The organism is Faecalibacterium sp. An122, assembly GCF_002160895.1.
GTDB lineage: Bacteria > Bacillota > Clostridia > Oscillospirales > Ruminococcaceae > Faecalibacterium.
In genome coordinates, this window is the sequence record NZ_NFLL01000007.1 from 24,442 (window position 1) to 49,505 (window position 25,064).

A 25,064-nucleotide genomic window follows, 5' to 3' on the forward strand; every position below is an offset into this window, starting at 1 on the left:
CATGGAAGGCCGTCAGACTGCCTTGGGGACTTTGCCGAACAACTGCCGCCGGCAGGGCCGCCGCCGGATGGGCATAATTGTTCATCTATTATAATAGCAAATTCCCGCCCCAAAGTAAACGCAATCCTTCTGGTAAAACACACCAAGAATTCTCATAAAAATTTGTGAGGTTTTTATACTTTCACATGGGCCATGCCGGGGCTTTTGCGCTTTTGGATACATCTTGCGGGCAAAGAGCGGTTGACAGGCCGCCGCGGCCCGGGTAAACTGAAAAGGAGAACAGACCGGCTGTTTCTCCACCGTTTCAACCTGTTTTCCACCGGCGGACGACTCATAAAAATCAACGGGCCGCCGCGCTGTTTCTGTCCACACATGAAAGAAAGGAAGCTTCCCATGGAAACGCATTTCGAGAAAAAGATCGACAGCCAAATCGTCTATGAAGGGCGGGTCATCACCGTCACCCGGGACACCGCCCTGCTGGAAAACGGAGAAACCGCCCTGCGGGACGTGGTGCACCACCACGGCGGGGCCTGCATCCTGCCTTATTATGAGGACGGGACCATCTGCATGGTGCGTCAGTTCCGCTATGCCATGCAGCAGGAGCTGTGGGAGCTGCCTGCCGGCAAGCTGGAAGCCGGGGAGGACCCCTTTGTGGCGGCCCAGCGGGAGCTGACCGAGGAGTGCGGCGTCACCGCCGACGAGTACATCTCCCTGGGCGAAGTTTATCCCACCGTGGGCTATGATACCGAAATCATCTACATCTGGGCGGCCCGGGGCCTGCATCCGGCCCATATGCACCTGGACGACGACGAGTTCCTGACCCCTGAGCGGGTGCCCCTGAAAAAGGCCTATGAGATGGTGCTGTCGGGAGAGATCAAGGACGCCAAGACGGTGGCGGGCATCCTGAAATTCAAAGCTCTGCTGGACGAAGGGCGGCTGTAAGGTGGAGGCAAAGCACATTTCTTCCCCGGTGTACGAGGACGGGCAGATCATTGTCCTGGACAAGCCCGCCGGCATGGACAGCGAACATCAGCTGCCGGCGGCCCTGCGGGAACTGTGGGGGAATCCGGAGGCCTTTGTGGGCCTGGTGCACCGGCTGGACGCCGGGGTGTCAGGCCTGATGGTCTGCGCCAAAACCCCTGAGGCGGCCGCCGCCCTCAGCCGCCAGGTGCAGGCGGGGACCTTCCGCAAGGAATACCGGGCGGTGATTGCCGGCGGCCCGGACGAGGCCCTGCCTGGGGCCGGACAGCTGCGGGATTATCTGTTCAAGGACAGCCGTGCGGGCCGGGTGTACCCGGTCAAGCGGCTGCGGAAAGGGGTGCGGGAAGCGGTGCTGAACTACCGCATTCTGGACACCCGGGAAGGGGAACAGGGGCCTCTGAGCCTGGTGGAAATCCAGCTGGAAACCGGACGGACCCATCAGATCCGGGTACAGTTTGCATCCCGGCGCCATCCGCTCTGGGGCGACGGCAAGTACGGGAGCCGGTACAAGGGCGCCATCGCCCTTCAGAGCGCCCGTCTGGCCTTCAGCCATCCTGAAACCGGCCAGCCCCTGGTGTTCACCCTCCCTGCGCCCCCATGCTCCCCCTTCCCGCTTTTTTGAAAAAAAGCTTGGCACCCGCCTGAGGCGGGGGGCATTTCCCCCGCGGCTGCGCCGCCGCCCCCAAGGGCTGAAACACAGGGTACATTCTCTATACCATGCGTTTCTCCGGCCAAAAACAATGTCAAAAATCATGCTTAAAAATGAAAATCCCCGCTCCACCAAAAGGAGCGGGGATTTTTGATTTTATAGAGCTTTTCTACGGGTTAGAGGGTTAGAAAACCAGGTTATCAGGAAACTTTGCATCGTACCGGAGCGCAGCTCCAAACGTAACAAGCAAGCCGAAACGTAACGGCTCCGCGGAACCGCCGGAGACCCGGAAACTGTATGGTACCCAGTGAACCCTCTTGCGCTTAGCCAATTTTCTCTGCGGGCATGAATGCCCTTGTGAAAATTGGAGCGCTGCGCCAACGGCGGCTCCCTGTTTCGTCCACTGGACGCGGTCGCCGCCGTTGCCAAACCTAACGTGAGCGCGGCATGGTCTGCAACCATCTGTCACCCCGTAAAGAGCGGCCAGAGTGAATGGTACCCATTGAAAAGTCTTTTGCCTACTTTTCTTCCAGAAAAGTAGGTTATTCGCTGCGGAGGGCGACGACGGGGTCTTTTTTGGCGGCGCTGCGGGAGGGGATCAGGCCCGAGATGAGGGTCAGGAACATGCTGATGGCAATGAGGATGATGGCCGCCGGCAAAGGCAGAACCGCATTCAGGGTCTGGATTCCGGTCACCGAATGCAGCACCATGTTCACCGGGATGCACAGCAGATAGGTCACCACCACGCCCAGCAGACCCGAGGCAAAGCCAATGATGACCGTCTCGGCGTTGAACATCACCGATACATCCCGCTTGGATGCGCCGATGGCCCGCAGAATGCCGATCTCCCGGGTCCGCTCCTGGACCGAAATCAGGGTGATGACGCCGATCATGATGGAGGAGACAATCAGGGAAATGGCCACAAAGGCAATCAGCACATAGGTGATGGCGCTGATGATGGAGGTCACCGCCGACATCATCAGGCCTACATAGTCGGTGTAGGAAATCTGGTGCAGCTCGTCCATGCCCTCATTGTAGGCCGCAATCACATCTTCCACCGTGGCTTTGCTCTCAAAGGTGGCGGCGTAGAGGTTGACGGCAGTGGGAGAATCCAGATCAATGCAGCCCAGGGTGGTCAGGTTGTCCTCGTAGGTGGACTCCGAGAACTCCATCACCACTTCATAGTAGGCCGCCCACTGGTCCGGGGTGTAGCCGTCCATGGCCAGCTTCAGGGCGTTGACCTTCTGGGAATCCGGCAGGGCGGCCAGCTGCTGGCTCACCTGCTGGGAATACTGGCTCTCCAGCTGGGCGGTCAGCATCTGGGAGAAGGTAGACTTCAGTTCCTCGTCGCTCATGTCCGCCACATAGCTGTCAATCTGCTCCTGGCTGACGCTCATCTGCTGGGTCAGCACCGAGGACAGGGTGGAGAGCATCTCCTCCCGGGTCATGTCCGCCAGCATGGAATCCACCTGCTGGGCAATGAATTCGGTGTCGGGCTGGCTCATGATGGTCACATAGACCTGAGCCTGGCCCGCCTGGTCCAGGCTGTCAATATAGGCCCGCAGCTCCTGTTCCTTTTCCGCTTTGGTCAGGCTGTCGGCGCGGGAGGCAAAGGGCAGGCCGGTCAGCACGTCCCGGTCCGGGTTGGCCTTCTGGGCCTGCACCGCCGGCGACTGCTCGGCCTGTTCCACAATGTAGTCGATCAGGCCGGAGGTATAGCAGATTTTGCCCGAAATCATGGTGGTCTCCACATCGGGCTTTTTCCGGATGATGCCGCTGACGTGGAGTTTAAGGGCGTTGTCGTAGAGGTATTTCAGGCCCGCTTCGCTCTCCCGCAGGTCGGTGTAGAGGCCGGTGGCTTCGTCGTAGCTGTAGCAGGAGGAGGGGAGAATCACACGGAAATCGCTGCCGCAGATCTCCTCATAGCTCCACTGGTCCTTTCGGTCGGAGGCGGTGGCCTCGCCGTCGGCCAGGGCCATCATCTCGTCCTCCGGGATCAGGCCCAGGGCGTAGAGGGTCATGTCGTCCAGCTCGTTGTTTTCGTCCACCACCAGCACCACCTGGTCGTAACTGGAAGGCCATGCGCCGTACACCAGGTCATACTGGCGGGTCAAAAGGTCGTTGACCGGGGCGCCGTTGTCCCCCGGCAGCAGCTCCTGCCACAGGGTCATCATGCCGCCGCCCATCATGGAGGACATCCCCATCATGGAACTCATGGAGGAGCTGTCCCCGGTCATGCCCGCCATCCAGGGAGAGGACATGGCGTCCGTACCCATGATGGACACCAGCAGTTTCTGCATCATCTGGGTGGTGTCCGATTGGATGATCTGGCCGTCGGTGTTTTTGGTGTACACCTGGGGGCTGATGGCATAGGAATACTGGATGCCGCTGAGGGCCCCGCTCAGGGGGGATTCGAGGTCGGCCAGCTGGTCCTCCAGATAGCGCTTGAAGGATTTCAGGTCGTTCTGGGCCACGTCCAGATTGTTGATGGCCGTCACCAGTTCCCGCACCGCCGGACGCTCATAGACCGCGTCCAGCCCGTGGTCGATCTCCTCGGTGCGCAGGTTCATAAAGGTCTGGATCAGGCTGGTCAAATTGATGTTGGTGGCCTGAATGGACAGGGGGTAAGAGGAGAGGGCGTTCTCCTGCATGACGTTGATATAATCCGTCATGCCCTGGGACACCGACAAAATCAGGGCGATGCCGATGATGCCGATGGACCCCGCAAAGGCCGTCAGGGTGGTGCGGCCCTTTTTGGTGAACAGATTTTTCAGGGACAGGCCGAAAGAGGTGGCAAAGGACATGGAGGGCTTGCGGATCTTTTTGCCCCGGCTGGCCTCCACCTCGGCGGCATCGGCCGCCCGCTCCGCCTCCAGTTCGGCGGGGGTGAGGGGGTTGGAATCGCTGGTGAGCTGACCGTCCAGCACCCGGATGATGCGGGAAGAATACTGTTCCGCCAGGGGCGGGTTGTGGGTGACCATGACAATCAGGCGGTCCTTGCTGATTTCCTTCAGCAGCTCCATCACCTGGACGCTGGTCTCGGTGTCCAGAGCGCCGGTGGGCTCGTCGGCCAGGATGATGTCGGGGTTGTTGACGATGGCGCGGGCAATGGCCACACGCTGCATCTGGCCGCCCGACATCTCGCTGGGCCGCTTGAACAGCTGATTGCCCAGGCCCACCTTTTCCAGGGCCTCCACCGCCCGGTCCCGGCGCTCGGCCCGGCTGACGCCGGACAGGGTCAGGGCCAGTTCCACGTTCCGCAGAACGGTCTGATGGGGGATCAGGTTATAGCTCTGGAACACAAAGCCCACCGAATGGTTGCGGTAGGCGTCCCAGTCCCGGTCCTGAAAGGACTTGGTGGAGCGGCCGTTGATGATCAGATCGCCGTCGGTGTACTGGTCCAGGCCGCCGATGATGTTCAGCAGGGTGGTCTTGCCGCAGCCCGAGGGGCCCAGAATGGACACAAACTCCGAGCGCCGGAACTGGATGCTCACCCCTTTCAGGGCGTGAACCACCGTAGCGCCCATGGGGTAATCTTTCTTGATGTTGCGTAATTCAAGCATGGCGGATTACTTTCACTTTCCTTCTGCAGTATAAGCCAGTCAAAAGATGGGAACCTCTGTAGTATACCTTACAATTATGAACGTTTTTTATCTACAGACGGTCCTTTTGTAAAAACTTTTTTCCGGCCGCTGCCCCGCCTCAGAGGGAGGAGACGAAAATCTCCAGGCCGATAAAGATCAGGATGACGCCGCCCAGGATGGAGGCCTTGCCGGCCAGGCGGGTGCCGAAGGTGCGGCCGATCACCAGGCCGCCCCAGCAGATCACAAAGGTCACCACCGCAATGATGGCGGCGCAGACCACCGCCATCAGGGGGCCGTACTCGGCGATGGTGAAGCCCACCGACAGCGCGTCGATGGAGGTGGCGATGCCCTGCAGGATCAAACCGCCCTTGCTGACCCCTTCGCACTCCTCGTCCTCCTTGCTTTTGATGCCCTCCAGCAGCATTTTGCCGCCGATGTAGCACAGCAGCAGCAGGGCAATCCAGGGGATAAAGACGGTAAAGCCCTCAAACAGCTGCAAAACGGTGTGGACGCAGATCCAGCCCAGCAGGGGCATCAGGGCCTGGAACCCCGCGAACACCCCCGCAATGGTTCCCATCCGGCGGCGGTTCATGCAGGGCTCATGCAGGCCGTTGGCCATGGACACCGAGAAGGCATCCATGGCCAGGCCCACGCCCAAAAGCAGGCTGTTGACAAAAAAACGCAGACTCCAGGTCATTTTACAGTTCCTCCATTCCTGACAAGCAGCATAAAAAACGGACACAGCCCCGCGGGCTGTGTCCATCGATCCGTTGTTCCCAAAAAGGCAGACTCCATGTACACAGCACCTGCGTGCTGAGGACATGAGTCTCGCAATAGGGGCACGCCCTGACCGGCGTCCCCTCTGGCAAGCCAGGCCGTCCGACGGCCAGTATGTTGACTTGCCGCGCCGGCGGTTTGCAGCCGGCGCCCGCTACTCCCTCATGGATGTTTTGCTTGTTCCGCCCTAGGATATCATATGGTTCCGGGGTTTGTCCATAGAAACCGTGGGGGCCGCGGCTTTTTTGGGTTCGGCGCGGATTTGGGCGGAAACCGGCCAAAGGACGCCAAAAAGCCCCCGTCCGGGGTCCGGGCGGGGGCTTGGGTCGGTATGGGAAACAATCCGGCGGCGGGGAAGGTTATTCCTCGGTGTCGGTATCGGTGGCCGGGGTTTCCGCGGCGGCTTCGGCAGCCTCTGCGGCCTCCAGAGCGGCCACTTCCTCGGCGGTGGGCTCGCCGTCGGCGGTGTCGGCCTCGGGCTTTGCGGTCTCGGCCTCGTCGTCGTGGTCGGTGCGGGCCACCACCGTCACCCGGTCGGTGTCGCCCAGGCGCATGACCCGGACGCCGCTGCCGTAGCGGCTCTGGATGGTGATATCCGCGGCGTGCATCCGGATGATGACGCCCTCCTGGCTGCTGAGCAGCACATCGTCGATGTCGTCCACGATCTTGATGCCGGCCACCTTGTCCTTGGAGGCGTCGTAGTTGCGCACGCCCTTGCCGCCGCGGCCGGTGAGGCGGTAGTCCTCGATCTGGCTCCGGCGGCCCTTGCCCTGTTCGGTGACGGTCAGGACGGTGGCGCCTTCACGGCAGATGGAGACACCCACCACTTCGTCCCCTTCCTCCAGTCGGATGGCCCGGACGCCGTGGCCGCCGCGGCCCATGGGCCGGGCGTCGCTCTCATAGAAGCGGATGGCCTGGCCGTTGCGGGTGGCCACAATCAGGGTGTCGTTGCCGGTGGTAAGGCGAGTCCAGGCGATGGAATCCCCCTCGTTGAGGGAAATGGCAATCAGGCCGCTCTTGCGGATGTTGGCGTACTGACTGAGGGGGGTCCGCTTGATGAGGCCCTGACGGGTCACCATGGTGACAAAGCCGTCCTCGCCGCTGTCCTTGGCGGCCTGGCGCAGCATATTGGTGACCTTTTCGCCCTCGGCCAGCTGCAGCAGGTTGACGATATGGGCGCCCTTGCTGGTGCGGCTGCCCTCGGCGATGGTATAGCCCTTGATCCGGAACAGGCGGCCCCGGTCGGTGACAAACAGGACATAGTCATGGGTAGAGCCCACGAACATTTCCTGGACAATGTCCTCTTCCTTCCGGGTCATGCCCAGGATGCCGCGGCCGCCGCGGTGCTGGGCCTGATAGATGGCCTTGGGCTGGCGCTTGACGTAGCCGGCCTCGGTGAGGGTGTAGACGCACTGTTCCTCAGCGATCAGGTCCTCGATATCCACCTCGCCGGTGACGGTCTCGATCTCGGTGCGGCGCTCGTCGCCAAAGCGGCGCTTGATTTCCAGCAGCTCCTCCTTGACGATGGCCAGCACCCGCTGGTCGTCGGCCAGGATGGCCTGCCAGTCGTCGATCTTGCTCTGCAGGGCGGCCAGCTCCTCCTCGATCTTGAGGATTTCCAGGCCGGCCAGACGGCCCAGCTGCAGTTTCACGATGGCGTCGGCCTGGGGATCGTCAAAGCCGAACTTCTCCATAATGGCGGCCTTGGCCTCGGCCATGCCGCCCTTGCAGGCGCGGATGGTGGCGATCAGCTCATCCACAATGTCGGTGGCCTTTTTCAGACCTTCCAGGATGTGGGCCCGCTCCTGGGCCTTCTTCAGGTCATAGCCGGTGCGCCGGCGGATGACGTCGTCCTGGAACTCGACGTACTTGGCGATCATCTGCTTGAGGGTCAGCACCCGGGGGATCTTGTGGTCGATGGCCAGCATGATGACGCCCACGGTGTCCTGAAGCTGGGTGTAGCGGTACAGCTGGTTCAGAACCACCTGGGGGTTGGCGTCCCGGCGCAGGTCGATGACCACCCGCATACCCTTGCGGTTGGTCTCGTCGTTCAGGTCGGTGATGCCCTCAATCCGCTTGTCCTTCACCAGGTCGGCGATGCTCTCGATCAGCCGGGCCTTGTTGACCATATAGGGGATCTCGGTGATGACGATCTGGAACCGGCCATTCTTCTTTTCCTCGATGACGGCACGGCCCCGCAGGGTGATCTTGCCGCGGCCGGTGGCGTAGGCGGCGCGGATGCCGCTGCGGCCCATGATGATGCCGGCGGTGGGGAAGTCGGGTCCCTTGATGTGCTCCATCAGGCCCGCCAGGTCAATGTCGGGGTTGTCGATGTAGGCGATGCACCCGTCGATGACCTCGCCCAGGTTGTGGGGCGGGATGTTGGTGGCCATGCCCACCGCGATGCCCTGGCTGCCGTTGACCAGCAGGTTGGGGAAGCGGCAGGGCAGCACCTGGGGCTCCTTCTTGGTCTCATCGTAGTTGGGGTCCCAGTCCACCGTATCCTTGTCGATGTCGGTGAGCATTTCCACCGCCATCCGGCTCATGCGGGCCTCGGTGTAACGGTAAGCAGCCGGGGGGTCGCCGTCCACCGAACCGAAGTTGCCCTGGCCATCCACCAGCGGGTAGCGCAGGGAGAAGTCCTGGGCCAGACGGACCATGGCGTCGTAGACCGACGCGTCGCCGTGGGGGTGATAGGAGCCCAGCACCGCGCCGACGGTGTCGGCCGACTTGCGGTAGGGATGGTTGGGGTCGTTGCCGCGCTCGTGCATGGTAAACAGGATGCGGCGGTGAACCGGCTTGAGGCCGTCCCGCACGTCGGGCAGAGCACGGGAGGCAATGACCGACATCGAGTAATCCAGGAAGGCGGTCTCAATTTCTTTCTTGACGTCCCGGATGATTTTCTTGGTCCCGGTGCCGGGTATCATGACGTAATCTTCTTCCATAGTTCCTCCAAAAGAGCGGCGCAGGGCCGCCGGCTGTTCCGGGTGGGAATCCGGCGGCGGGCCGCAGGGTTTGTTCCGTATTCCGCCTGGTTATACGTCAAGCCGTGCGTACTGGGCGTTGTTCTCAATGAAGCGGCGGCGGGGCTCCACCTGGTCGCCCATCAGGATGGTGAAGGCCTCGTCGGCTTTCTCCGCGTCCTCGATGGTGATCTGGACGATGACCCGGTTGTCGGGGTTCATGGTGGTCTCCCACAGCTGTTCGGGGTTCATTTCGCCCAGGCCCTTGTAGCGGTTGACCTTGGCGCCGGGCATTTCCTGGCTCAGGGCCGCCATTTCCTTCTCGTTGTAGGCATACTTGACCACGTTGCCCTTCTGCACCCGGAACAGGGGCGGCTGGGCGACGTAGATGTGGCCCTGCTCAATCAGGGGCCGCATATACCGGAAAAAGAAGGTCAGCATCAGGGTGCAGATATGGGAGCCGTCCACGTCGGCATCGGCCATGATGAACACCTTGTCGTAGCGCAGCTTGGAGATATCGAACTCATCGCCGATGCCGCAGCCCAGAGCCAGCACCACCGGCATCAGTTTGTCGTTGCCGTAGATCTTGTCGGCCCGGGCCTTTTCCACGTTCAGCATCTTGCCCCACAGGGGAAGGATGGCCTGGATGGCCGAGTCGCGGCCCATCTTGGCCGAGCCGCCGGCCGAGTCGCCCTCGACGATGAAGATTTCGGTCTTGGAGGGGTCGTTTTCGCGGCAGTCGGCCAGCTTGCCGGGCATCCGGCTGTTTTCCAGCACGCTCTTGCGGCGGACCAGTTCCCGGGCCTTCTTGGCGGCGGCGCGGGCGCGGGCCGCCTGGGTGGCCTTCTCAAAGATGGCCTTGGCCACCGCCGGGTTCTCCTCAAAGAACTCGGTCAGCTTGCTGTAGACCATGTTGGACACCAGGGTGCGGATCTCGGTGTTGCCCAGCTTGGCCTTGGTCTGGCCCTCAAACTCCGCCTCCTGCAGCTTGACCGAGATGACGCAGATCAGGCCCTCGCGAACGTCCGAGCCGGACAGGTTCTCGTCCTTGTCCTTCAGCAGGCCGTGGCTGCGGCCATAGTCGTTGAACACGCGGGTGAGGCTGGACTTGAAGCCCTCCTCGTGGGTGCCGCCGTCGGGGGTGTTGACGTTGTTGGCGAAGCTCAGCAGCAGCTCATTGTAGCTGGTGTTGTACTGCATGGCGATTTCCGCCTCGGCCCGCTCGGTCTTGCCCGAGAGATAGATCACGTTGGGGTGCAGCACTTCCAGATTCCGCTTTTCGTTCAGGTAGCTGACAAAGCTGCGGATGCCGCCCTCATAGCACATGACCTCCTGCCGGAAGCAGGGCTCGCCCTCCTGGCCGTCCTCCAGAATGGGGGTGTAGAGCTCCCGCTCGTCGGTCAGGGTGATTTTCAGGCCTGCGTTCAGGAAGCTCTCCTCCCGCAGACGCTTTTCCAGGGTGTCGAAGCTGAAAACGGTGGTCTCCTTGAACATCTCGGGGTCGGGTTTGAAGGTGACCCGGGTGCCGGTGGAGCCTTCGGGTGCGTCGCCCACCTCGTGGAGGGGGCCGTCGGGGTCGCCGCGGCGGAAGGTCTGCTCGTATTCCTTGCCATCCCGACGGACCCGGACGTTCAGCCATTCGGAACAGGCGTTGACCACCGAGGCGCCCACGCCGTGGAGGCCGCCCGAGACCTTATAGCCCGAGTTCTCGCCGCCGAACTTGCCGCCGGCGTGCAGGATGGTAAAGACGACGGTGACGGCCGGCAGGCCGGTGTCGGGCTGTACGCCCACCGGAATGCCGCGGCCGTTGTCGGTGACCTCGATGATGTCGCCCTCTTTGATCTTGACCTCGATGTGGTCGCAGTGGCCCGCCAGGGCCTCGTCGATGGAGTTGTCCACGATCTCATAGACCAGATGATGCAGGCCCCGCTCGCCGGTGGAGCCGATATACATACCCGGCCGTTTGCGGACTGCTTCCAGGCCCTTGAGGACCTGAATTTCGCTGCCGTCGTACTCGTGGTCGGTGGCGGTGTCGGCGCCGGTGATGATATCCTCTGCCATTGTATCTCTCCCTCTTGTATCAGATTTGCTTCTATTCAAACGTTTTTTCGCGGTGGATGTCAGTGTGTCCTTTCAGCGGGAAAAACCTGCGCTGAAAAGGGCAAAAATCTGCGTTTCGGGCCTCAGGGTGTATCTGAGAATTCAGAAATGCTGGATCATTCGCCCCAAAGATGCAGCTGCAAGGCGCAGGAGCGCCGCACTCCTTTGTGGAATGCAAGCGACTGCAACGCGGCAGATGCGCTTTGGGGCAGAATAAGACAGCGTTGAGGAGTTTTCAGATACACCCTAGTCTCCGGCCCAGTCGGGCAGGGGCTGCTCGGCGCGGCGGCGCAAAGCGGCGCTGGACAGCTCGGACAAATAGACGGTGTCCACCGGGCTGTCGGCCAGAACATAGCTCTGGGGCAGTTCGTCCGACAAGCTGACCACCGCCCCGTTTTTCTGGGCATACTCCAGAAAGCTGCGTCCCCGGGGGGACACGGTGGTGGTCTCCAGGCTGAAAATCCCGATGATGTCCCGGCTGTTCAGGACATAGTCCCGGCCCAGATGCAGATACATGGTCTGCCTCCCTCTCTGAAAGGCTAAAGCTGCGTCAGGACGCCGCCCTCCATCCGGCAGATGACGCCGTCGGTATGGAGCAGGGCCGCGTCGTCGCAGCTGGTAACAAAAGTCTGCCGCTCCCGCATCCGGGTCAGCAGATAGGCCCGCCGGCCCTCGTCCAGCTCGCTGAGGACGTCGTCCAGCAGCAGCACCGGCCGTTCCCCGGTGATCCGGGCGGAGGCGTCGGCCTCGGCCATTTTCAGGCTCAGCACCACGCTGCGCTGCTGGCCCTGGCTGGCAAAGCTGCGGGCAGGCTGGCCGTCCAGATCCAGAGCCAGGTCCTCCCGATGGGGGCCGCAGAGGCTCTGACCGGCCCGGAGTTCCTCGTCGCGGCGGCGGGCCAGCAGCTGGGCCATCCCGCCCGGCTCAAACTGAGCCTCATACCGGATGGAAAGCTGTTCGGCGCCCCGGGACAGTTCCCGGTAATTATCCGCCGCCATGGGGGACAGCAGGGCCAGATAGTCCCGCCGCCGGCTCTGGATTTCCTCGCCGCAGCGGGCCAGTTCCAGGTTCAGCACCTCCAGCAGATCCAGCTTTTCCCGCAGGGGAATTTCCGGCTGGCTGGAGGAGCGGCGCAGCAGGCTGTTTTTCTGCTGCAGAACCCGGGTATACCGGCGGTAAAGGGCCAGATAGCCGGGGTAGAGCTGGCACAGAGCCGCATCCAGAAAGCGGCGCCGGCCGTCGGGAGGGCCTTTCACCAGGCTCAGATGCCCGGGATCAAAGACCACCGCCGGAAAGCTCCCCGCCAGGCTGGAGGCCCGCTTGGGAGCGGCGCCGTTCCAGACGGCGTAACGGCCGGGGCGCTCGGTCCCGGCCGCGCCCACCGTGAGGCGGATCTGGTTTTCCTTGCCGTTGTCCCCCACGGTGACCGCCTCCAGGGCGGCGAAAGGGGCGTCCCGCCGGATCAGCTCGATGTCCTTGCCGCCGCGGAAGCTCTTGCCCCCGGTCAGAAGCCAGACGGCCTCCAGCAGGTTGGTTTTTCCCTGGCCGTTGTTGCCGCAGATGACGGTCAGCTCAGGCCCGGGCACCAGGGAGGCCGCGGCGATGTTGCGGTAATTTTCCAGGGTCAGTGAAGCCAGGCGCATTACTGTCCCTCAGCGATTTTGACGGTCCGGCCGTCCAGCTGGATGGTGTCGCCGGGCACGCATTTCTTGCCCCGCATGGTGCAGACTTCGCCGTTCAGCAGCACCTCGCCGGCCTGAATCCGCTCCTTGGCCTCGCCGCCGGTCTCGGCCAGGCCCGCAAATTTCAGCAGGGCGTCCAGCTTGATATATTCGGTGTGAATCACAACCCGTTCCATACCCACAAGCCTCCTCAATCGTTCCGGAACCGCACCGGCAGCACCAGATACAGGAAATCTTCCCCTTCGGCCGGCAGGATCTTCACCGGGCTCAGAGGACCGCTCAGCTGGATGCGGACCTGTTCGGTCCGGGCATTGCGCAGGGCGTCCAGCAGGTAGCGGTTATTGAAACCGATTTCAACCTCTTCGCCCTCACAGGCGGCGGCAAATTCATCCACCACGCGGCCCAGACTGGTCTGGCAGCGGACGATGACTTTACCCTCTGTAAAAGTAATGCGGAGGGGGTTCTTTAAACGCTCTGTAATAATCAGAGAGGCACGCTCGATGGTCTCGATGAAGCCCTTGGTGTCCAGCACCGCCTGGGTGCGGTAGCCCTCGGGGATGACGTTCTTGTAGTTCAGGAACTCGCCCTCGATCAGGCGGCTCATGATGGTATAACCCGCTGTAATAAAGACCACATAGCGGCGGTTGGCGCAGATGCGGACCTCGGCCTCATCGTCGTTGGCCAGCAGCCGGAGCACCTCGTTCATGGTTTTGCCGGGGACGATGATGCGGATTTCCTTGTTGGCGGGGACTTTCCGCTCCACGATGGCCAGCCGGAAACCGTCCAGGGCCACCACCGTCAGGCTCTCGGTGCCGATTTCAAACAGCTCGCCGGTGTGGGCGGGGCGTTTTTCGTCCTGGCTGACGGCATACAGGGTCCGCTCCACCATCTCCCGGAAGGTGCCGGTCTTGATGGTGAGGGTTTCCTCGGCGCCGGTGTTGGGCAGCTGGGGAAAATCGGTGGCGGGCATGCTCTGGATCTCAAACTGGGCAACTCCACCCTGGATCGTTGTTTTTCCGTTGTCAGCCACCGAGATGTTGATCTGTCCGGCCGGCATCCGGCGGACCATGTCGCTGAGCAATTTGGCATTCAGCACGATTTCGCCCGGCTCCAGGACGTTGGCCTCGATGGTGGTGACGATGCCCAGCTCCAGGTCGTAGCCGGTGAGGGTCAGGGTGAAACCTTCAGCTTTCAACAGGATGCCTTCCAGCACCGGCACGGTGGACCGGAGGGTCACCGCCCGGGAGACGCCGTCGATGGCGGCGCTCAAAAGTGTCTTATCACAGATGATTTTCAAGATATGTTCTCCCTTTGCTTGCTCTTATTGGCCGGGGCGTCTGGGCAGACCGGCCGTTTGGATCAAAAAGAGGTGCGTCAGCGCCTCTCTATTAAACTTGTTGCAGTAAAAGTAGTAGGGGCTGGGGATTGTGTGGAAAACTCGGATTTTCCTTTTCCTGACAGGGGTTTTGCTTTTCCACCAGATTGTGAAGGGTTTGTGGACAGTTGGTGGAATCGGGGTTGGCGTCCAGGTTTTTCACAGGCGCTGTGGAAAAGAAAAGTTGAATGTTGAAAACTCGGTGTAAAAAGTGGAGAACTTCTCCGGCCCTCCGGCCCGTTTTGGACAAAAGCAGGGGAGAGGCCCCGGGTTTTCGACTTGTTCTGCCTTTTTTGGGGAAAATCCAACGGCTGACGGCTGTTTCCGGTCAGGCCTTCACGTTCTTGATGATGTCGTCCACCGTCTCCCGCAGGTGCTGGTCGTTCTTCATGTCCCGCTCCATGGTCTTGAGGGAGTAGACGATGGTGGAGTGATCCCGGCCCGAGAACTCCCGGCCGATGTCCTCCATGCTCATGCCGGTGACCTCCCGCAGGATATAGATGGCCACGCGGCGGGCGCTGGCAATGGACGCGTTCCGCTTGGTGCCCCGGATGTCGGTGACCGACACGTTGAAGGTGCGGGACACCTCCCCGATGATCTTTTCCACCGTCACCGGGATGGGCTGGGTCTCGTTCAGGATGTCCTTGATGGCGTTCTGGGCCACCGAGATCACCGGCTGAATGCCCTCCAGCATATAGTAGGCGTTCAGCTTCTTGACGGCGCCCTCCAGCTGGCGGATGTTGTTTTTCAGGTGATTGGCGATGAATTCCGCCACATTTTCGGGCAGATCCAGGTGGAGCAGCTCGGCCTTGCGCTTGACGATGGCCACGCGGGTCTCAAAATCCGGCGGCTGCACGTCGGCGGTCAGGCCCCACTCGAAGCGGGTGCGCAGACGCTCTTCCAGGCTCTTGATCTCCTTGGCGGGGCGGTCCGACGCGATGACAATCTGCTTGTGGGCGTCGTGGAGGGAGTTGAAGGTGTGGAAAAACTCCTCCTGGGTGGACTCCTTGCCGGCGATGAACTGGATATCGTCGATCAGCAGCAGGTCGGCCACACGGTATTTCATCCGGAAATCCTCGGTGCTGCCGGCCCGGATGGCGGCGATCAGCTCGTTGGTGAACTGCTCGCAGGTGACATACATGATGACAAAGTCGGGATGGGTCCGCTTGATCTCAATCTGGATGGCGGTGAGCAGGTGGGTCTTGCCCAGGCCCGAGCCGCCGTAGATGAACAGGGGATTGTAGGCCCCCGAGGGGTTGGCCGCCACAGCCTGGGCCGCCGCAAAGGCGAACTGGTTGGACGGGCCTTTGATGAAGTTTTCAAACGTGAACTCATAATTGCCCTGGGGGCTGGCGGGGTTCAGGTCATACTGCTGAGCCAGGACCACTTCATGGGGCGGGGTGCTGGGGACAACCAACTGAATGTCCACGTCAAAGCCAAGGACAGACTTGAAAGCTTCCTTCAGCAGCCCGAGGTAGCGGTCACTCACAATCTTGCAGATGAAATCGTTTCGCACCGACAAGGTGATATGGCTCGAGTCCTCAAAGCTCACCGGCTCCAGCCCGTCGATGTAAAGGTTGTAGGTGGGCTCTGCCATCTGGCCTTTGCAGTAGAGCTGGGCGGCTTCTAATACGTCCTTGAAAGAATCCATAAAAACATCCACTCCATTGAAGTTTTCAACATAGGTACCGATACCCTGTCAGTATAACACAAAATCGCCAAAACGTCCAGAATCGGGGGTCTATTTATATAATGTAATGAGTATGGGCCGCAAACGGGGGTTCCATGCGCCGGTTTGATGTTGTGTCGGGAACGGCGCCTATCCCCAAAATGTTGTGTATGGGGCGGTTTTCAACGGCCAAAAGTGAAAATGTTGAAAAACTTTGCACAGAAAAATTTTGATGGAAAGCGAAAAAATGCTTGACAGAAGGCAAATTGATGCGATATACTATTAAATCGCAAGCCTGTCCCCTCTGGCCCCGCGTTTCAGGGGCGCATTACAGGGGCGCATAACCGACGATCACCCCGCACCCCGGGGGACAAGTTTTAGGAGGATATCACCATGAAGAGAACGTTTCAGCCCAAGAAGCGCCAGCGCAAGCAGGTTCACGGCTTCCTGACCCGTATGAGCACCAAGAACGGCCGCAAGGTCATCAATGCCCGCCGTGCCAAGGGCCGCAAGAGCCTGACTGTCTGATTGCAGCAGTGAGGCCGGCTGCATCCGGCTGCCGCGGCGTCCGGGCTGCCTTTAAGGCGGCCCGCCGAGGAGGCCGCAGGGCGGGCAGTTCCGGCCAGACAATCAAAGAATGCGCACGAAAAAGGCCGCTGATGGAAATTGGTGGCCTTATTTTTTCAGGAAAAACTGGAATTGTGTGAAAAAATTCGGGCGGCGGTCTTTTAAAGCCGCCCGTTTTTTGCTATACTGACATGGTAGGGCCCTGCTTTTCACACAGGACCGGACAAGATAGGAGGCCCGCAGATGCGATACCGTCCGCTGCGGCATAACAGTGAGTTCGGGCGGGTCTATGCGCGGGGCAAGGCGTATGTGGACCATGCCCTTGTGCTGTATGTGCTGAAAACCCGCGCCAAACAGACCCGCGTCGGCCTGACCGCCACCAAGAAGGTGGGCTGCGCCGTCCAGCGCAACCGCGCCCGCCGGGTCATGAAGGCGGCCATCGACGAACATCTCGACTACAACATCGGGGGCTATAACCTGGTGTTTGTGGCCCGCGCCGCCACACCCCGCCTCAAGAGCTGGCAGGTGTCCCGGGCCGTGGCCCGGCTGTTCCGCCAGGCCGGCCTGCCCGACCGGGCTCTGGAACCCGGCGCACCCCCGCCCTCCAGCCTGCCCCCCGCAAGAAAGACCGCCCCGTCCGCCCAGGAGGGGAGCCGTCCGTGAACCGCTGGCAGAAACTCTGCCGGGATGCGCTGTGCGTCCCCATCCGGCTGTACAAGCGTTGGATCAGCCCGGGGCTTGGGCACAACTGCCGGTTCACACCCACCTGCAGCGAATACGCCATCCAGGCCATCCAGGTCCACGGCTGTCTGAAAGGACTGCTGCTGACCGCCTGGCGGATCGCGCGCTGCAATCCCTTTGGCCGCTGGGGCTATGACCCCGTCCCCGAGCCGGGACGGTGGCGCAGCCCCCGCCGGGTGCTGCATCCGGCCCGCAGGCCCAAAAAATAACTTTGCTTCTTGTGACGGCCCGGCAGCTGTGAGCGGGTTGTCCCACGCATAAAAAACGTTCCGCGCTCACAGGCGGGACAGAATGGAAGCGCATATGAATTTTCTCTACATTCTCGCCTGGCCGCTCGGCTACGTCATGGAGCTGATCTACAACATCATCCCCAACTACGGCTGGGACCTGATCATCTTCACCCTGCTGATCCGGCTCCTGAGCATCCCGCTGTCCCTCAAACAGCAGAAAAACATGGTGCGGATGACTGCATTCCAGCCCATGATTGAGGAGATCCAGAAAAAGTACAAGGACAAGCCCGAAAAGCAGCAGGAGGAGATGCTCCGCCTGCAGCAGGATTTCGGCTACAACCCCACCTCGGGCTGCCTGCCCATGCTGCTGAACTTCTTTGTGATGTTCGGCGTCATCGGCGTCGTCTATGAGCCCCTGAACCGCATCTTCCACATCAGCAACGACCTGCTGACCACCGCCGGCACCGCTCTGACCAACCTGGGCATTCAGTTCACCAACATCACCCGGGACAACCTGATCATTGAGCAGATCCTGGCCGGGGAGCAGAGCATCATCAGCATCTTCTCGGACAGCCAGCTGCAGACCATCACCGAGTTCAGCAACCACATGAGCTTCTTCGGCATCGATCTGACCAAGGTGCCCCAGTACAGCCTGGCCCCTGACAACCTGCCTCTGCTGATTTTCCCCATCCTGGCCATCATCACTACTTTTGCCTCCACCTGGTACAGCATGAACAGCAGCGGCCAGAAACTCCAGGGCAGCATGAAGGTCACCATGTACCTGATGCCCCTGATGTATATCTTCTTCTGCTTCACCGTTCCCACCGCTTTCTCTCTGTACTACGTCATTTCCAACGTGGTCATGGTGATCCAGAGCGCCGTCATGAAGAAAATCTATAACCCCGACGAGGTCAAGGCCCAGGTGGCCGCCGAGATCGAGGCCAAGCGCAAGGAACAGCGCCGCGGCGTCAAGAGCACCGTGGTGAAGGTTGTGGACGAAAAGACCGGCCAGACCGTGGAGAAGAACATCTCGGCCAGCGAGATGAACAAGCGCCGTCTGGAGTACGCCCGCCAGCTGGACCAGGAAAAGTACAAAGACGAGAGGACGGTACCTCTGTCTGAGCTGAACAAAACGAAGGAGGAGTGAGCAGAATGATCCGTTCCAAGGAAGCCACCGGCAAGACGGTGGAGGAAGCCCGTGCCGCAGCCTGCGCAGCCCTGGGTGTCAACGAAGATGACCTGAACGTCAGCTATGAAGTTCTGGAAATGCCCCAGAGCACCGGATTTCTGGGCCTGAAGAAGATTCCTGCCCGGGTGCGGGTCATGGTCGAGGAGGAAGACCCGACCCCCGCTCCGGTGGAAAAGCCGGTGGTGAAGGCTGCCGTGAAGGTGGAGAAGCCCGAAAAGGCGGAACCCGCCCAGCCCGCTGAACCCGCCGAGAAGGCTGAGCCTGCCCAGGCCGCACAGCCTGTGGAAAAGACCGAGCCCGCTGCCAAGCCTGCCAAGAAGCCCGCTCCCGCTAAGGAAGAGGCCAAGGCAGAGCCCAAGGCCGCTGTGACGGCCACTCCCGCGCTGGTGGACGAGACCCCGGTGCCCATTGATATTGAGTCCAACGCCAAGGTGAAAGCCGCGGTGGATTACCTGAAAGAGATCGTGGCCCTGATGGGCGTGGAGAACGTGACCTTCAGCGCCCTGCAGAAGGGTGAGGCCACCATCATCCGCCTGGACGGCGACAAGATGGGTGCGCTCATCGGCCGCCGCGGCGAGACCATGGAGAGCCTGTCCTATCTGGCCAGCCTGGTGGCCAACCGCCTGGAAGGCGATTACATCAAGCTGGGTCTGGATGTGGCCGGCTACCGCGGCAAGCGTGAGAACGACCTGACCGCTCTGGCCCAGAAGATCGGCCAGAAGGTGCGCCGCAGTGGACGCAGCTTCTCGATGGAGCCCATGAATCCCTACGAGCGCCGGATCATCCACTCGGCCATCAGCCAGATGGAAGGCCTGCGCAGCGAGAGCAAGGGCGAGGGCAAGGACCGCCATGTGGTGATCTATTCCACCGAGCCCGGCGCCCAGACCGAGGCCAACGAGCGCCGCAGCCGCGGCGGTCGTGGGGATCGCCGGCCCAGTGACCGGAACGGCCGCGGCCGCAACGATCGTTCGGGCCGCGGCAACGGCAGCCGTTCCCGTTCGGGCGGCAGCCGCGGACCCCGTCCTTCCAGCGTGCCTGACCGCACTTATGTGGCGGTGGACGCTGCCGACGCCGCACCCGTTGCGCCCAAGCGCAGCCAGCGCGTCGACGATTTCGCCGACCTGGACTTCGGCAAAATCGAACTCTAACCTCCCTACTTTTTCTTGAAAGAAAAAGTAGGCAAAAAGAACTTTACTGGGTACCATCCACTCTGGCTGCTCTTTATAGGGCGACGGAGGGTTGCGGAATTTGCCGCGCTCACGTTAGGTTTGGCAACGTAGGCGAGGCGCTGCCTGCGGCAGAAACAGCCGAGCCGGAGTTGGGGCAAGCACACCGAAGCGCGTCCAGCGGACGATGCAGTGAGGTGTGCTTGGCGCAGCGCTCCAATTTTCACAAGGGCGCATTGCCGCCCGCCGGGAAAATTGGCTAAGCGCAAGAGGACAGCCGTCCAAATTTTCAAGCGGACCGCGTCCAGCGCAGAAAATTTGGGCAACGGCAACCCGGACCTGCGCCCGGGTACGATGCAAAGTGTTGGTATACCCTGATTCCTCTTTTTGCAAGGTCCGCCCGATCCCGGAGAAAAGCGGTCCCATCTGTTTTGCTATAACCGCGCATTGCGGCACCTATAACAGAGAAATTTCCTCGCTCCTTTGGGGGCGGGGAAATTTTGTTTGACAGGGGCTGTGTGTCTGATAGTCCATCGGCTTTGGGGGTATCGGATGTGCGGCTAAAAGGGGAGGGATGAGCTTTTTTCAAAAGGGTCTCGGATTCTCCACAGAACAGGAAATCTTTGTGGAAAACTGGCCCTCAGATTTCAGCGGCAGGGCGGGGGCAAACACACCGACCGTATCCGGTGGATGAAGCAGGGAGCAGGCGCCGCGCTCCGGTTTTTGCAAGCGCCATTCTTGGCACGCCGCAAAAACCGGCTAAGCGCAAGAGGGACAAACGCCGGGAACGAGCCGGAATGGAACGGCTTCGTGGAGCTGTCAGAGATTCAGAAACTTGATGGTACCCATTGAAAAGCTGTTTGGGCATTTTCTAGATTATGTTGTAGTTTGCATCGTACCGTGCCGCAGGCACAAACGCCGGGAACGAGCCGGAACGGAACGGCTTCGTGGAGCTGTCGGAGACCCGGAAACTGGATGGTACACAGTGAAAAGCTTTTTGGATACTTTTTCTCGAAAAAGTATCACGATGGAAGGACAAAAAATGGAAAATAGCCATCCAGAGAAGGCAAAATGATGCAGGGATGGTTTTGAAGGTGTATCTTTTGAAGAAAATATACAGTTTGGAAAATGCAAAAGAGGAAATGTTTTTCCACAGGAAAAGAGAAACCGGTGGAAAATGTACCGCCCGCCGGCTGTATTTCATTTTTTGTCCAAACGTGGTACAATACACACAACACCAAAGGAGGGACACCCCATGATGGAAAACAGTACCATTGCGGCCATCGCTACGCCCCCCGGCCAGGGCGGTATTGCGGTGGTCCGCCTGTCCGGCCCCGAAAGCTATGCGGTGGCGGAGAAAGTATTTCGCCCCGCCGACTCCCGCAAACGGGTGGCCGACGCCAAGGGCTATACCGCCCTGTATGGAACCTTTGTCCACGGGGGAGAAACCTTTGACGACGGGGTCGCCCTCTTTTACCGGTCTCCCCGCAGCTATACCGGAGAGGACGTGGTGGAACTGTCCTGCCATGGCGGCAACGCCGTGGCCCGGCGCCTGGTGGAAGCCTGCCTGGCCGCGGGTGCTGTCCCGGCCGGTCCGGGTGAGTATACCCGCCGCGCCCTTTTGAACGGCAAACTCAGCCTCACCCAGGCCGAGGCGGTGATGGACTTGATTTCGGCCGGCGGACGGCAGGGCGCAGCTCTGGCCAACGCGGCCCGGGACGGTGCCCTGGCCCGGAAGATTTCCGTCCAGCAGCAGATCCTCACCGACCTGCAGGCTCACCTGACCGCATGGGTGGATTTCCCCGAGGAGGATGTCCCCGCCCTGGAAACCGATGCCCTGCGCGCTTCTCTGGAAGAGGTAAAGGCCGGGCTGGATGAACTGATTGAAAATTACAACGCCGCCGCGGTGCTGCGGGAAGGGGTGGACTGCGCCATTGTGGGCCGCCCCAACGCCGGCAAATCCACCCTCCTGAATTTGCTGGCCGGCTTTGACCGGGCCATCGTCACCCCCATCGCCGGCACCACCCGGGACGTGGTGGAGCAGGCGGTCCAGCTGGGAGAGATAAGGCTCAACCTGTTCGACACCGCCGGCCTGCGGGAAACCGACGACCCGGTGGAGGCCGAAGGCGTCCGCCGCAGCTGGGCCAAGCTGGCCGAGGCGGGTTTGGTTCTGGCGGTGTTTGACGGCTCGTCCCCCCTGGCCAAAGAGGATCTGGACCTGGCCCGCCGCTGTGCTGAGTGCCGGGCCATCGCCCTCATCAACAAGGAGGACCTGCCCATCCAGTTTGACGCCGAGGTGATCGCCCCCTATTTCGCCATGGTGATCCCGGTCTGCTGCAAAGAGGAAGGGGCCAGGAAGGTCATCGCCGCGGCGGTGGCCCGGCTGCTGGGCACCGGCCGCATCGACCCCCACGCCGCCAGCCTCTCGGGCCAGCGGCAGCTGTCGGCGGCCCTTCGGGCCCGGGACGGTGTCAACGGCGCGCTGGACGCTCTGGCCACCGGCTTTGGCCTGGACGCGGTGTCGGTCTGTGTGGACGACGCCCTGGACGCCCTCTACGCCCTCACCGGCGAGAACGCCACCGAGGCGGTCATCGACCAGGTATTTGAGAAATTCTGTGTGGGCAAATAACCGGCGCAGGGGAGAGGACCAAACCGGAGCCATCCCCCCAAATGGAAAGGAACTCTATGAACCATCTTGGAGACTATGATGTGATTGTGATTGGCGCGGGCCATGCCGGCATTGAGGCGGCCCACGCGGCGGCGGTGTTGGGCGCCCGCACCGCCGTCTTTACCATGAGCCTGGACGCGGTGGGAAATATGCCCTGCAACCCCAGCATCGGCGGCACCGCCAAGGGCACCCTGGTGCGGGAGGTGGACGCTCTGGGCGGCCTGATGGGATTGGCGGCGGACGCCACCGCCCTTCAGAGCCGGATGCTCAACCGGGGCAAGGGCCCCGCGGTCCACGCCCTGCGGGTCCAGACCGACCGCAAGAAGTACAATGCCTGGATGAAGCACGCTCTGGAACTGACCCCCGGCCTGGCCATTCATCAGGCCGAGGTGGTGTCCATCCAGATTGAGAACGGCCGGGTGAAGGGGGTAGTCACCCAGCTGAACGGAGAGTACGGCGCCAAGTGCGTGGTGATTGCCACCGGCACCAACCTGGGCGGAAAGATCTTTGTGGGAGATGCCTGGTACGCCTCGGGCCCCGACGGAATGCACGCCTCCAACGCCCTCACCGAGAGCCTGCGGGCGGCAGGGCTGCCCCTGCGCCGGTTCAAGACCGGCACCCCCGCCCGGGTCCATCGCCGCAGCATCGACTTCGACAAACTGGAGCGCCAGCCCGGCGACCCGGAGGAAACCCTGCAGCCTTTCAGCTTCATGACCACCCAGCCGGTCCGCAATCTGGTGGACTGCTACATTGCCTACACCAACCCCGAGACCCACAAGATCATCCTGGACAACATCCAGCGCAGCCCTCTGTACGGCGGCATGATCGAGGGGGTGGGGCCCCGCTACTGCCCCTCCATTGAGGACAAGGTGGTGCGGTTTGCCGGCAAGGACCGGCACCCCATCTTTGTGGAACCCTGCGGTGAGAACACCGAGGAAATGTATCTGCAGGGTGCGTCCAGCAGCCTGCCGGAGGATGTGCAGAACGCCTTCTACCACAGCATTGTGGGCTTTGAGCATCTGGAGATTCTCCGCCCGGCCTACGCCATCGAATACGATTGTGTGGACCCCACCAGCCTGGCCCCCACGCTGGAGAGCCGGCAGGTGGAGGGCCTCTACGGTGCGGGCCAGTTCAACGGCACCTCCGGTTATGAGGAGGCGGCGGCCCAGGGCCTGCTGGCCGGCCTCAATGCCGCCCGCCGCGCCCTGGGAAAAGAACAGCTGGTGCTGCCCCGTCAGACCAGCTACCTGGGCACCCTGGTGGACGACCTGGTGACCAAGGGGGTCATGGACCCCTACCGGATGATGACCAGCCGCAGCGAATACCGGCTGACCCTCCGGCAGGACAACGCCGACACCCGCCTGACCCCCATCGGCCGGGAATACGGCCTGGTGTCGGATGAGCGGTGGGCCCGGTACGAGGAGACCCGGCGGGTGCTGGAAGCCGAGCGGGCCCGCCTCCACGAAACCCACGTCAAGACCGCGCCCCTCCAGGCGGCCATGGAGGCCGCCGGCCTGACCCCCGCCCAGCAGGGCGGCCTGGCGGATGAACTGCTCCGCCGTCCCGAAATCAACTACAGCCTGATGGCCCAGGTCATCGGCTGGGGGGAGGGGGTCACCCCCATGCTGGCCGAGCGGATCGAAACCGAGATCAAGTACGCCGGCTACATTGCCCGCCAGGACCGGATGATCCGGGACATGGCCCGGCGGGAAAAGACCCTCATCCCGGCCGGCTTCCAGTACGAGGGCCTCACCGGTCTGACCCTGGAAGCCCGGGAAAAGCTCAACAAGATCCGGCCCCGCAGCCTGGGACAGGCGGGGCGCATCCCCGGCGTGTCCCCGTCCGACCTTGCCCAGCTGAGCATCGCGCTGGCTGCGGCCCAGAAGAAGGAGGCCTCCCATGATTGATAAAAACCGCCTTGCGGAAAAGTGTTCCACGTGGAACATCGCCCTCACCGGCACCCAGCTGGACCAGTTGGACCAGTACGCCGAGCTGCTGGTGAGCTACAACCAGAAGGTCAACCTGACCGCCATCACCGACCCCGAGGGCATCGAGGACAAGCACTTCCTGGACAGCCTGCTGTTTGCCTGCCAGCCCGAGGTGGCGGGGAAGATGGTGGATGTGGGGGCGGGGGCCGGGTTCCCCGGCATCGTCACCAAGATCTACAAGCCCGACCTGGACCTGACCCTGATGGAGCCCACCGGCAAGCGGGTGGACTTCCTCCGGTACGCCTGCGAGACCCTGGGTCTGACGGGGGTCAGCTTTGCCAAGGAGCGGGCCGAGGAGGCCGCCCGCAAGAGCTGGCGGGAACAGTTCGACCTGGTGTCGGCCCGGGCGGTGGCCGCCCTGCCGGTGCTGGCCGAATACTGCCTGCCCCTGGCCAGGGTGGGGGGACACTTCCTGGCCATGAAGGGGGCCTCCGCTGCTGAGGAGCTGGAGGCCGCCCAGGGGGCCATCCGCAAGCTGGGAGGCAAGTACCGGGAGACCCGGGCCTTCCATCTTCCGGGCGGGGACGCCCGCAGCCTGGTGCTGGTGGAAAAAATTTCGCAGACTCCGACCGTATATCCCAGAAACGGCGGAAAAATTGCGAAAGCGCCCCTGAAATAAGGCGGAATATCTCGGCTTGCCTCGAACGGCGGCGAACGATTTTTCTGGAAAGCGCAGCGCTTCTGTGGTACTCTTGAACTGGAAGAGTTTCCCACGGGGGCGCTTTTTGTTTGCGC

At 61.7% G+C, this 25,064-nt stretch carries 21 protein-coding genes; 12 read left to right on the plus strand and 9 right to left on the minus strand.

Going from position 1 to position 25,064, the window contains the following annotated elements; translation table 11 throughout:
• The first annotated feature begins 393 nt into the window (after positions 1–393).
• Together B5E67_RS06585 and B5E67_RS06590 are read left to right on the plus strand one after the other, a co-directional pair.
• Positions 394–942 carry an NUDIX hydrolase gene (locus tag B5E67_RS06585; RefSeq protein WP_087246820.1) on the plus strand — a complete coding sequence of 183 codons (549 nt, stop codon included), beginning with the start codon at positions 394–396 and terminating at the stop codon, positions 940–942.
• 1 nt (position 943) lies between these two features.
• Positions 944–1,603: an RluA family pseudouridine synthase gene (locus B5E67_RS06590; RefSeq protein ID WP_242956834.1), complete on the plus strand. Its 660-nt coding sequence runs from the start codon at positions 944–946 to the stop codon at positions 1,601–1,603.
• A 569-nt stretch (positions 1,604–2,172) separates the two neighbouring features.
• On the opposite strand, the gene B5E67_RS06595 is transcribed toward B5E67_RS06590, so the two are convergent.
• The 8 genes from B5E67_RS06595 to dnaN form a co-directional block, all read right to left on the minus strand.
• Positions 2,173–5,193: an ABC transporter ATP-binding protein/permease gene (locus B5E67_RS06595; RefSeq protein ID WP_087384148.1), complete on the minus strand. Its 3,021-nt coding sequence runs from the start codon at positions 5,191–5,193 to the stop codon at positions 2,173–2,175.
• A gap of 139 nt (positions 5,194–5,332) precedes the next feature.
• Positions 5,333–5,911, minus strand: a complete 579-nt coding sequence (locus B5E67_RS06600; protein ID WP_087384151.1) for a manganese efflux pump MntP family protein — start codon at positions 5,909–5,911, stop codon at positions 5,333–5,335.
• Positions 5,912–6,350: 439 nt separating this feature from the next.
• A complete protein-coding gene (gene gyrA, locus B5E67_RS06605; protein WP_087246814.1) occupies positions 6,351–8,936 on the minus strand; it encodes a DNA gyrase subunit A in 2,586 nt (861 codons plus the stop codon).
• A gap of 90 nt (positions 8,937–9,026) precedes the next feature.
• Positions 9,027–11,015: a DNA topoisomerase (ATP-hydrolyzing) subunit B gene (gyrB, locus tag B5E67_RS06610; protein WP_087246813.1), complete on the minus strand. Its 1,989-nt coding sequence runs from the start codon at positions 11,013–11,015 to the stop codon at positions 9,027–9,029.
• Positions 11,016–11,300: 285 nt separating this feature from the next.
• Positions 11,301–11,570: a DUF370 domain-containing protein gene (locus B5E67_RS06615; protein WP_087384154.1), complete on the minus strand. Its 270-nt coding sequence runs from the start codon at positions 11,568–11,570 to the stop codon at positions 11,301–11,303.
• Positions 11,571–11,593: 23 nt separating this feature from the next.
• Positions 11,594–12,697 carry a DNA replication/repair protein RecF gene (locus B5E67_RS06620; RefSeq protein WP_087246809.1) on the minus strand — a complete coding sequence of 368 codons (1,104 nt, stop codon included), beginning with the start codon at positions 12,695–12,697 and terminating at the stop codon, positions 11,594–11,596.
• The gene (locus B5E67_RS06625; RefSeq protein ID WP_087246807.1) at positions 12,697–12,912 is read right to left on the minus strand and encodes an RNA-binding S4 domain-containing protein; all 216 of its coding nucleotides are present in this window, start codon (positions 12,910–12,912) and stop codon (positions 12,697–12,699) included. Before B5E67_RS06625 ends, B5E67_RS06620 begins: the two co-directional genes overlap by 1 nt.
• Positions 12,913–12,926: 14 nt before the next feature.
• On the minus strand, positions 12,927–14,033 hold the full coding sequence (gene dnaN, locus B5E67_RS06630) for a DNA polymerase III subunit beta (RefSeq protein WP_087246805.1): 1,107 nt from the start codon (positions 14,031–14,033) through the stop codon (positions 12,927–12,929).
• Positions 14,034–14,090: 57 nt separating this feature from the next.
• On the opposite strand from dnaN, the gene B5E67_RS15425 reads away from it, so the two are divergent.
• Complete coding sequence (locus B5E67_RS15425) at positions 14,091–14,306, plus strand: hypothetical protein (RefSeq protein WP_143405397.1); 216 nt, start codon at positions 14,091–14,093, stop codon at positions 14,304–14,306.
• Between the two features lie 133 nt (positions 14,307–14,439).
• On the opposite strand, the gene dnaA is transcribed toward B5E67_RS15425, so the two are convergent.
• The gene (gene dnaA / locus B5E67_RS06635) at positions 14,440–15,762 is read right to left on the minus strand and encodes a chromosomal replication initiator protein DnaA (protein WP_087246803.1); all 1,323 of its coding nucleotides are present in this window, start codon (positions 15,760–15,762) and stop codon (positions 14,440–14,442) included.
• A 411-nt stretch (positions 15,763–16,173) separates the two neighbouring features.
• On the opposite strand from dnaA, the gene rpmH reads away from it, so the two are divergent.
• The 9 genes from rpmH to rsmG all read left to right on the plus strand — a co-directional run bounded on the left by rpmH (position 16,174) and on the right by rsmG (position 24,948).
• Positions 16,174–16,308, plus strand: coding sequence for a 50S ribosomal protein L34 (rpmH, locus tag B5E67_RS06640; RefSeq protein WP_087231281.1), 135 nt, complete (start codon positions 16,174–16,176; stop codon positions 16,306–16,308).
• Positions 16,309–16,590: 282 nt separating this feature from the next.
• Positions 16,591–17,010: a ribonuclease P protein component gene (rnpA, locus tag B5E67_RS06645; RefSeq protein WP_087246801.1), complete on the plus strand. Its 420-nt coding sequence runs from the start codon at positions 16,591–16,593 to the stop codon at positions 17,008–17,010.
• The gene (yidD, locus tag B5E67_RS06650) at positions 17,007–17,297 is read left to right on the plus strand and encodes a membrane protein insertion efficiency factor YidD (RefSeq protein WP_087246799.1); all 291 of its coding nucleotides are present in this window, start codon (positions 17,007–17,009) and stop codon (positions 17,295–17,297) included. Before rnpA ends, yidD begins: the two co-directional genes overlap by 4 nt.
• A gap of 82 nt (positions 17,298–17,379) precedes the next feature.
• Positions 17,380–18,465: a YidC/Oxa1 family membrane protein insertase gene (locus B5E67_RS06655; RefSeq protein ID WP_087384157.1), complete on the plus strand. Its 1,086-nt coding sequence runs from the start codon at positions 17,380–17,382 to the stop codon at positions 18,463–18,465.
• Positions 18,466–18,470: 5 nt separating this feature from the next.
• Complete coding sequence (gene jag, locus B5E67_RS16035) at positions 18,471–19,655, plus strand: RNA-binding cell elongation regulator Jag/EloR (RefSeq protein ID WP_087384160.1); 1,185 nt, start codon at positions 18,471–18,473, stop codon at positions 19,653–19,655.
• Positions 19,656–20,508: 853 nt separating this feature from the next.
• The gene (locus B5E67_RS15430) at positions 20,509–20,748 is read left to right on the plus strand and encodes a hypothetical protein (protein ID WP_143405398.1); all 240 of its coding nucleotides are present in this window, start codon (positions 20,509–20,511) and stop codon (positions 20,746–20,748) included.
• A 183-nt stretch (positions 20,749–20,931) separates the two neighbouring features.
• The gene (gene mnmE / locus B5E67_RS06665) at positions 20,932–22,302 is read left to right on the plus strand and encodes a tRNA uridine-5-carboxymethylaminomethyl(34) synthesis GTPase MnmE (RefSeq protein ID WP_087384308.1); all 1,371 of its coding nucleotides are present in this window, start codon (positions 20,932–20,934) and stop codon (positions 22,300–22,302) included.
• A gap of 56 nt (positions 22,303–22,358) precedes the next feature.
• Positions 22,359–24,248 (plus strand): tRNA uridine-5-carboxymethylaminomethyl(34) synthesis enzyme MnmG, encoded by a 1,890-nt coding sequence (mnmG, locus tag B5E67_RS06670; protein WP_087246793.1) that lies wholly within the window; start codon positions 22,359–22,361, stop codon positions 24,246–24,248.
• Positions 24,241–24,948: a 16S rRNA (guanine(527)-N(7))-methyltransferase RsmG gene (gene rsmG, locus B5E67_RS06675; protein ID WP_087384161.1), complete on the plus strand. Its 708-nt coding sequence runs from the start codon at positions 24,241–24,243 to the stop codon at positions 24,946–24,948. Before mnmG ends, rsmG begins: the two co-directional genes overlap by 8 nt.
• The last annotated feature ends 116 nt before the right edge of the window (positions 24,949–25,064 follow it).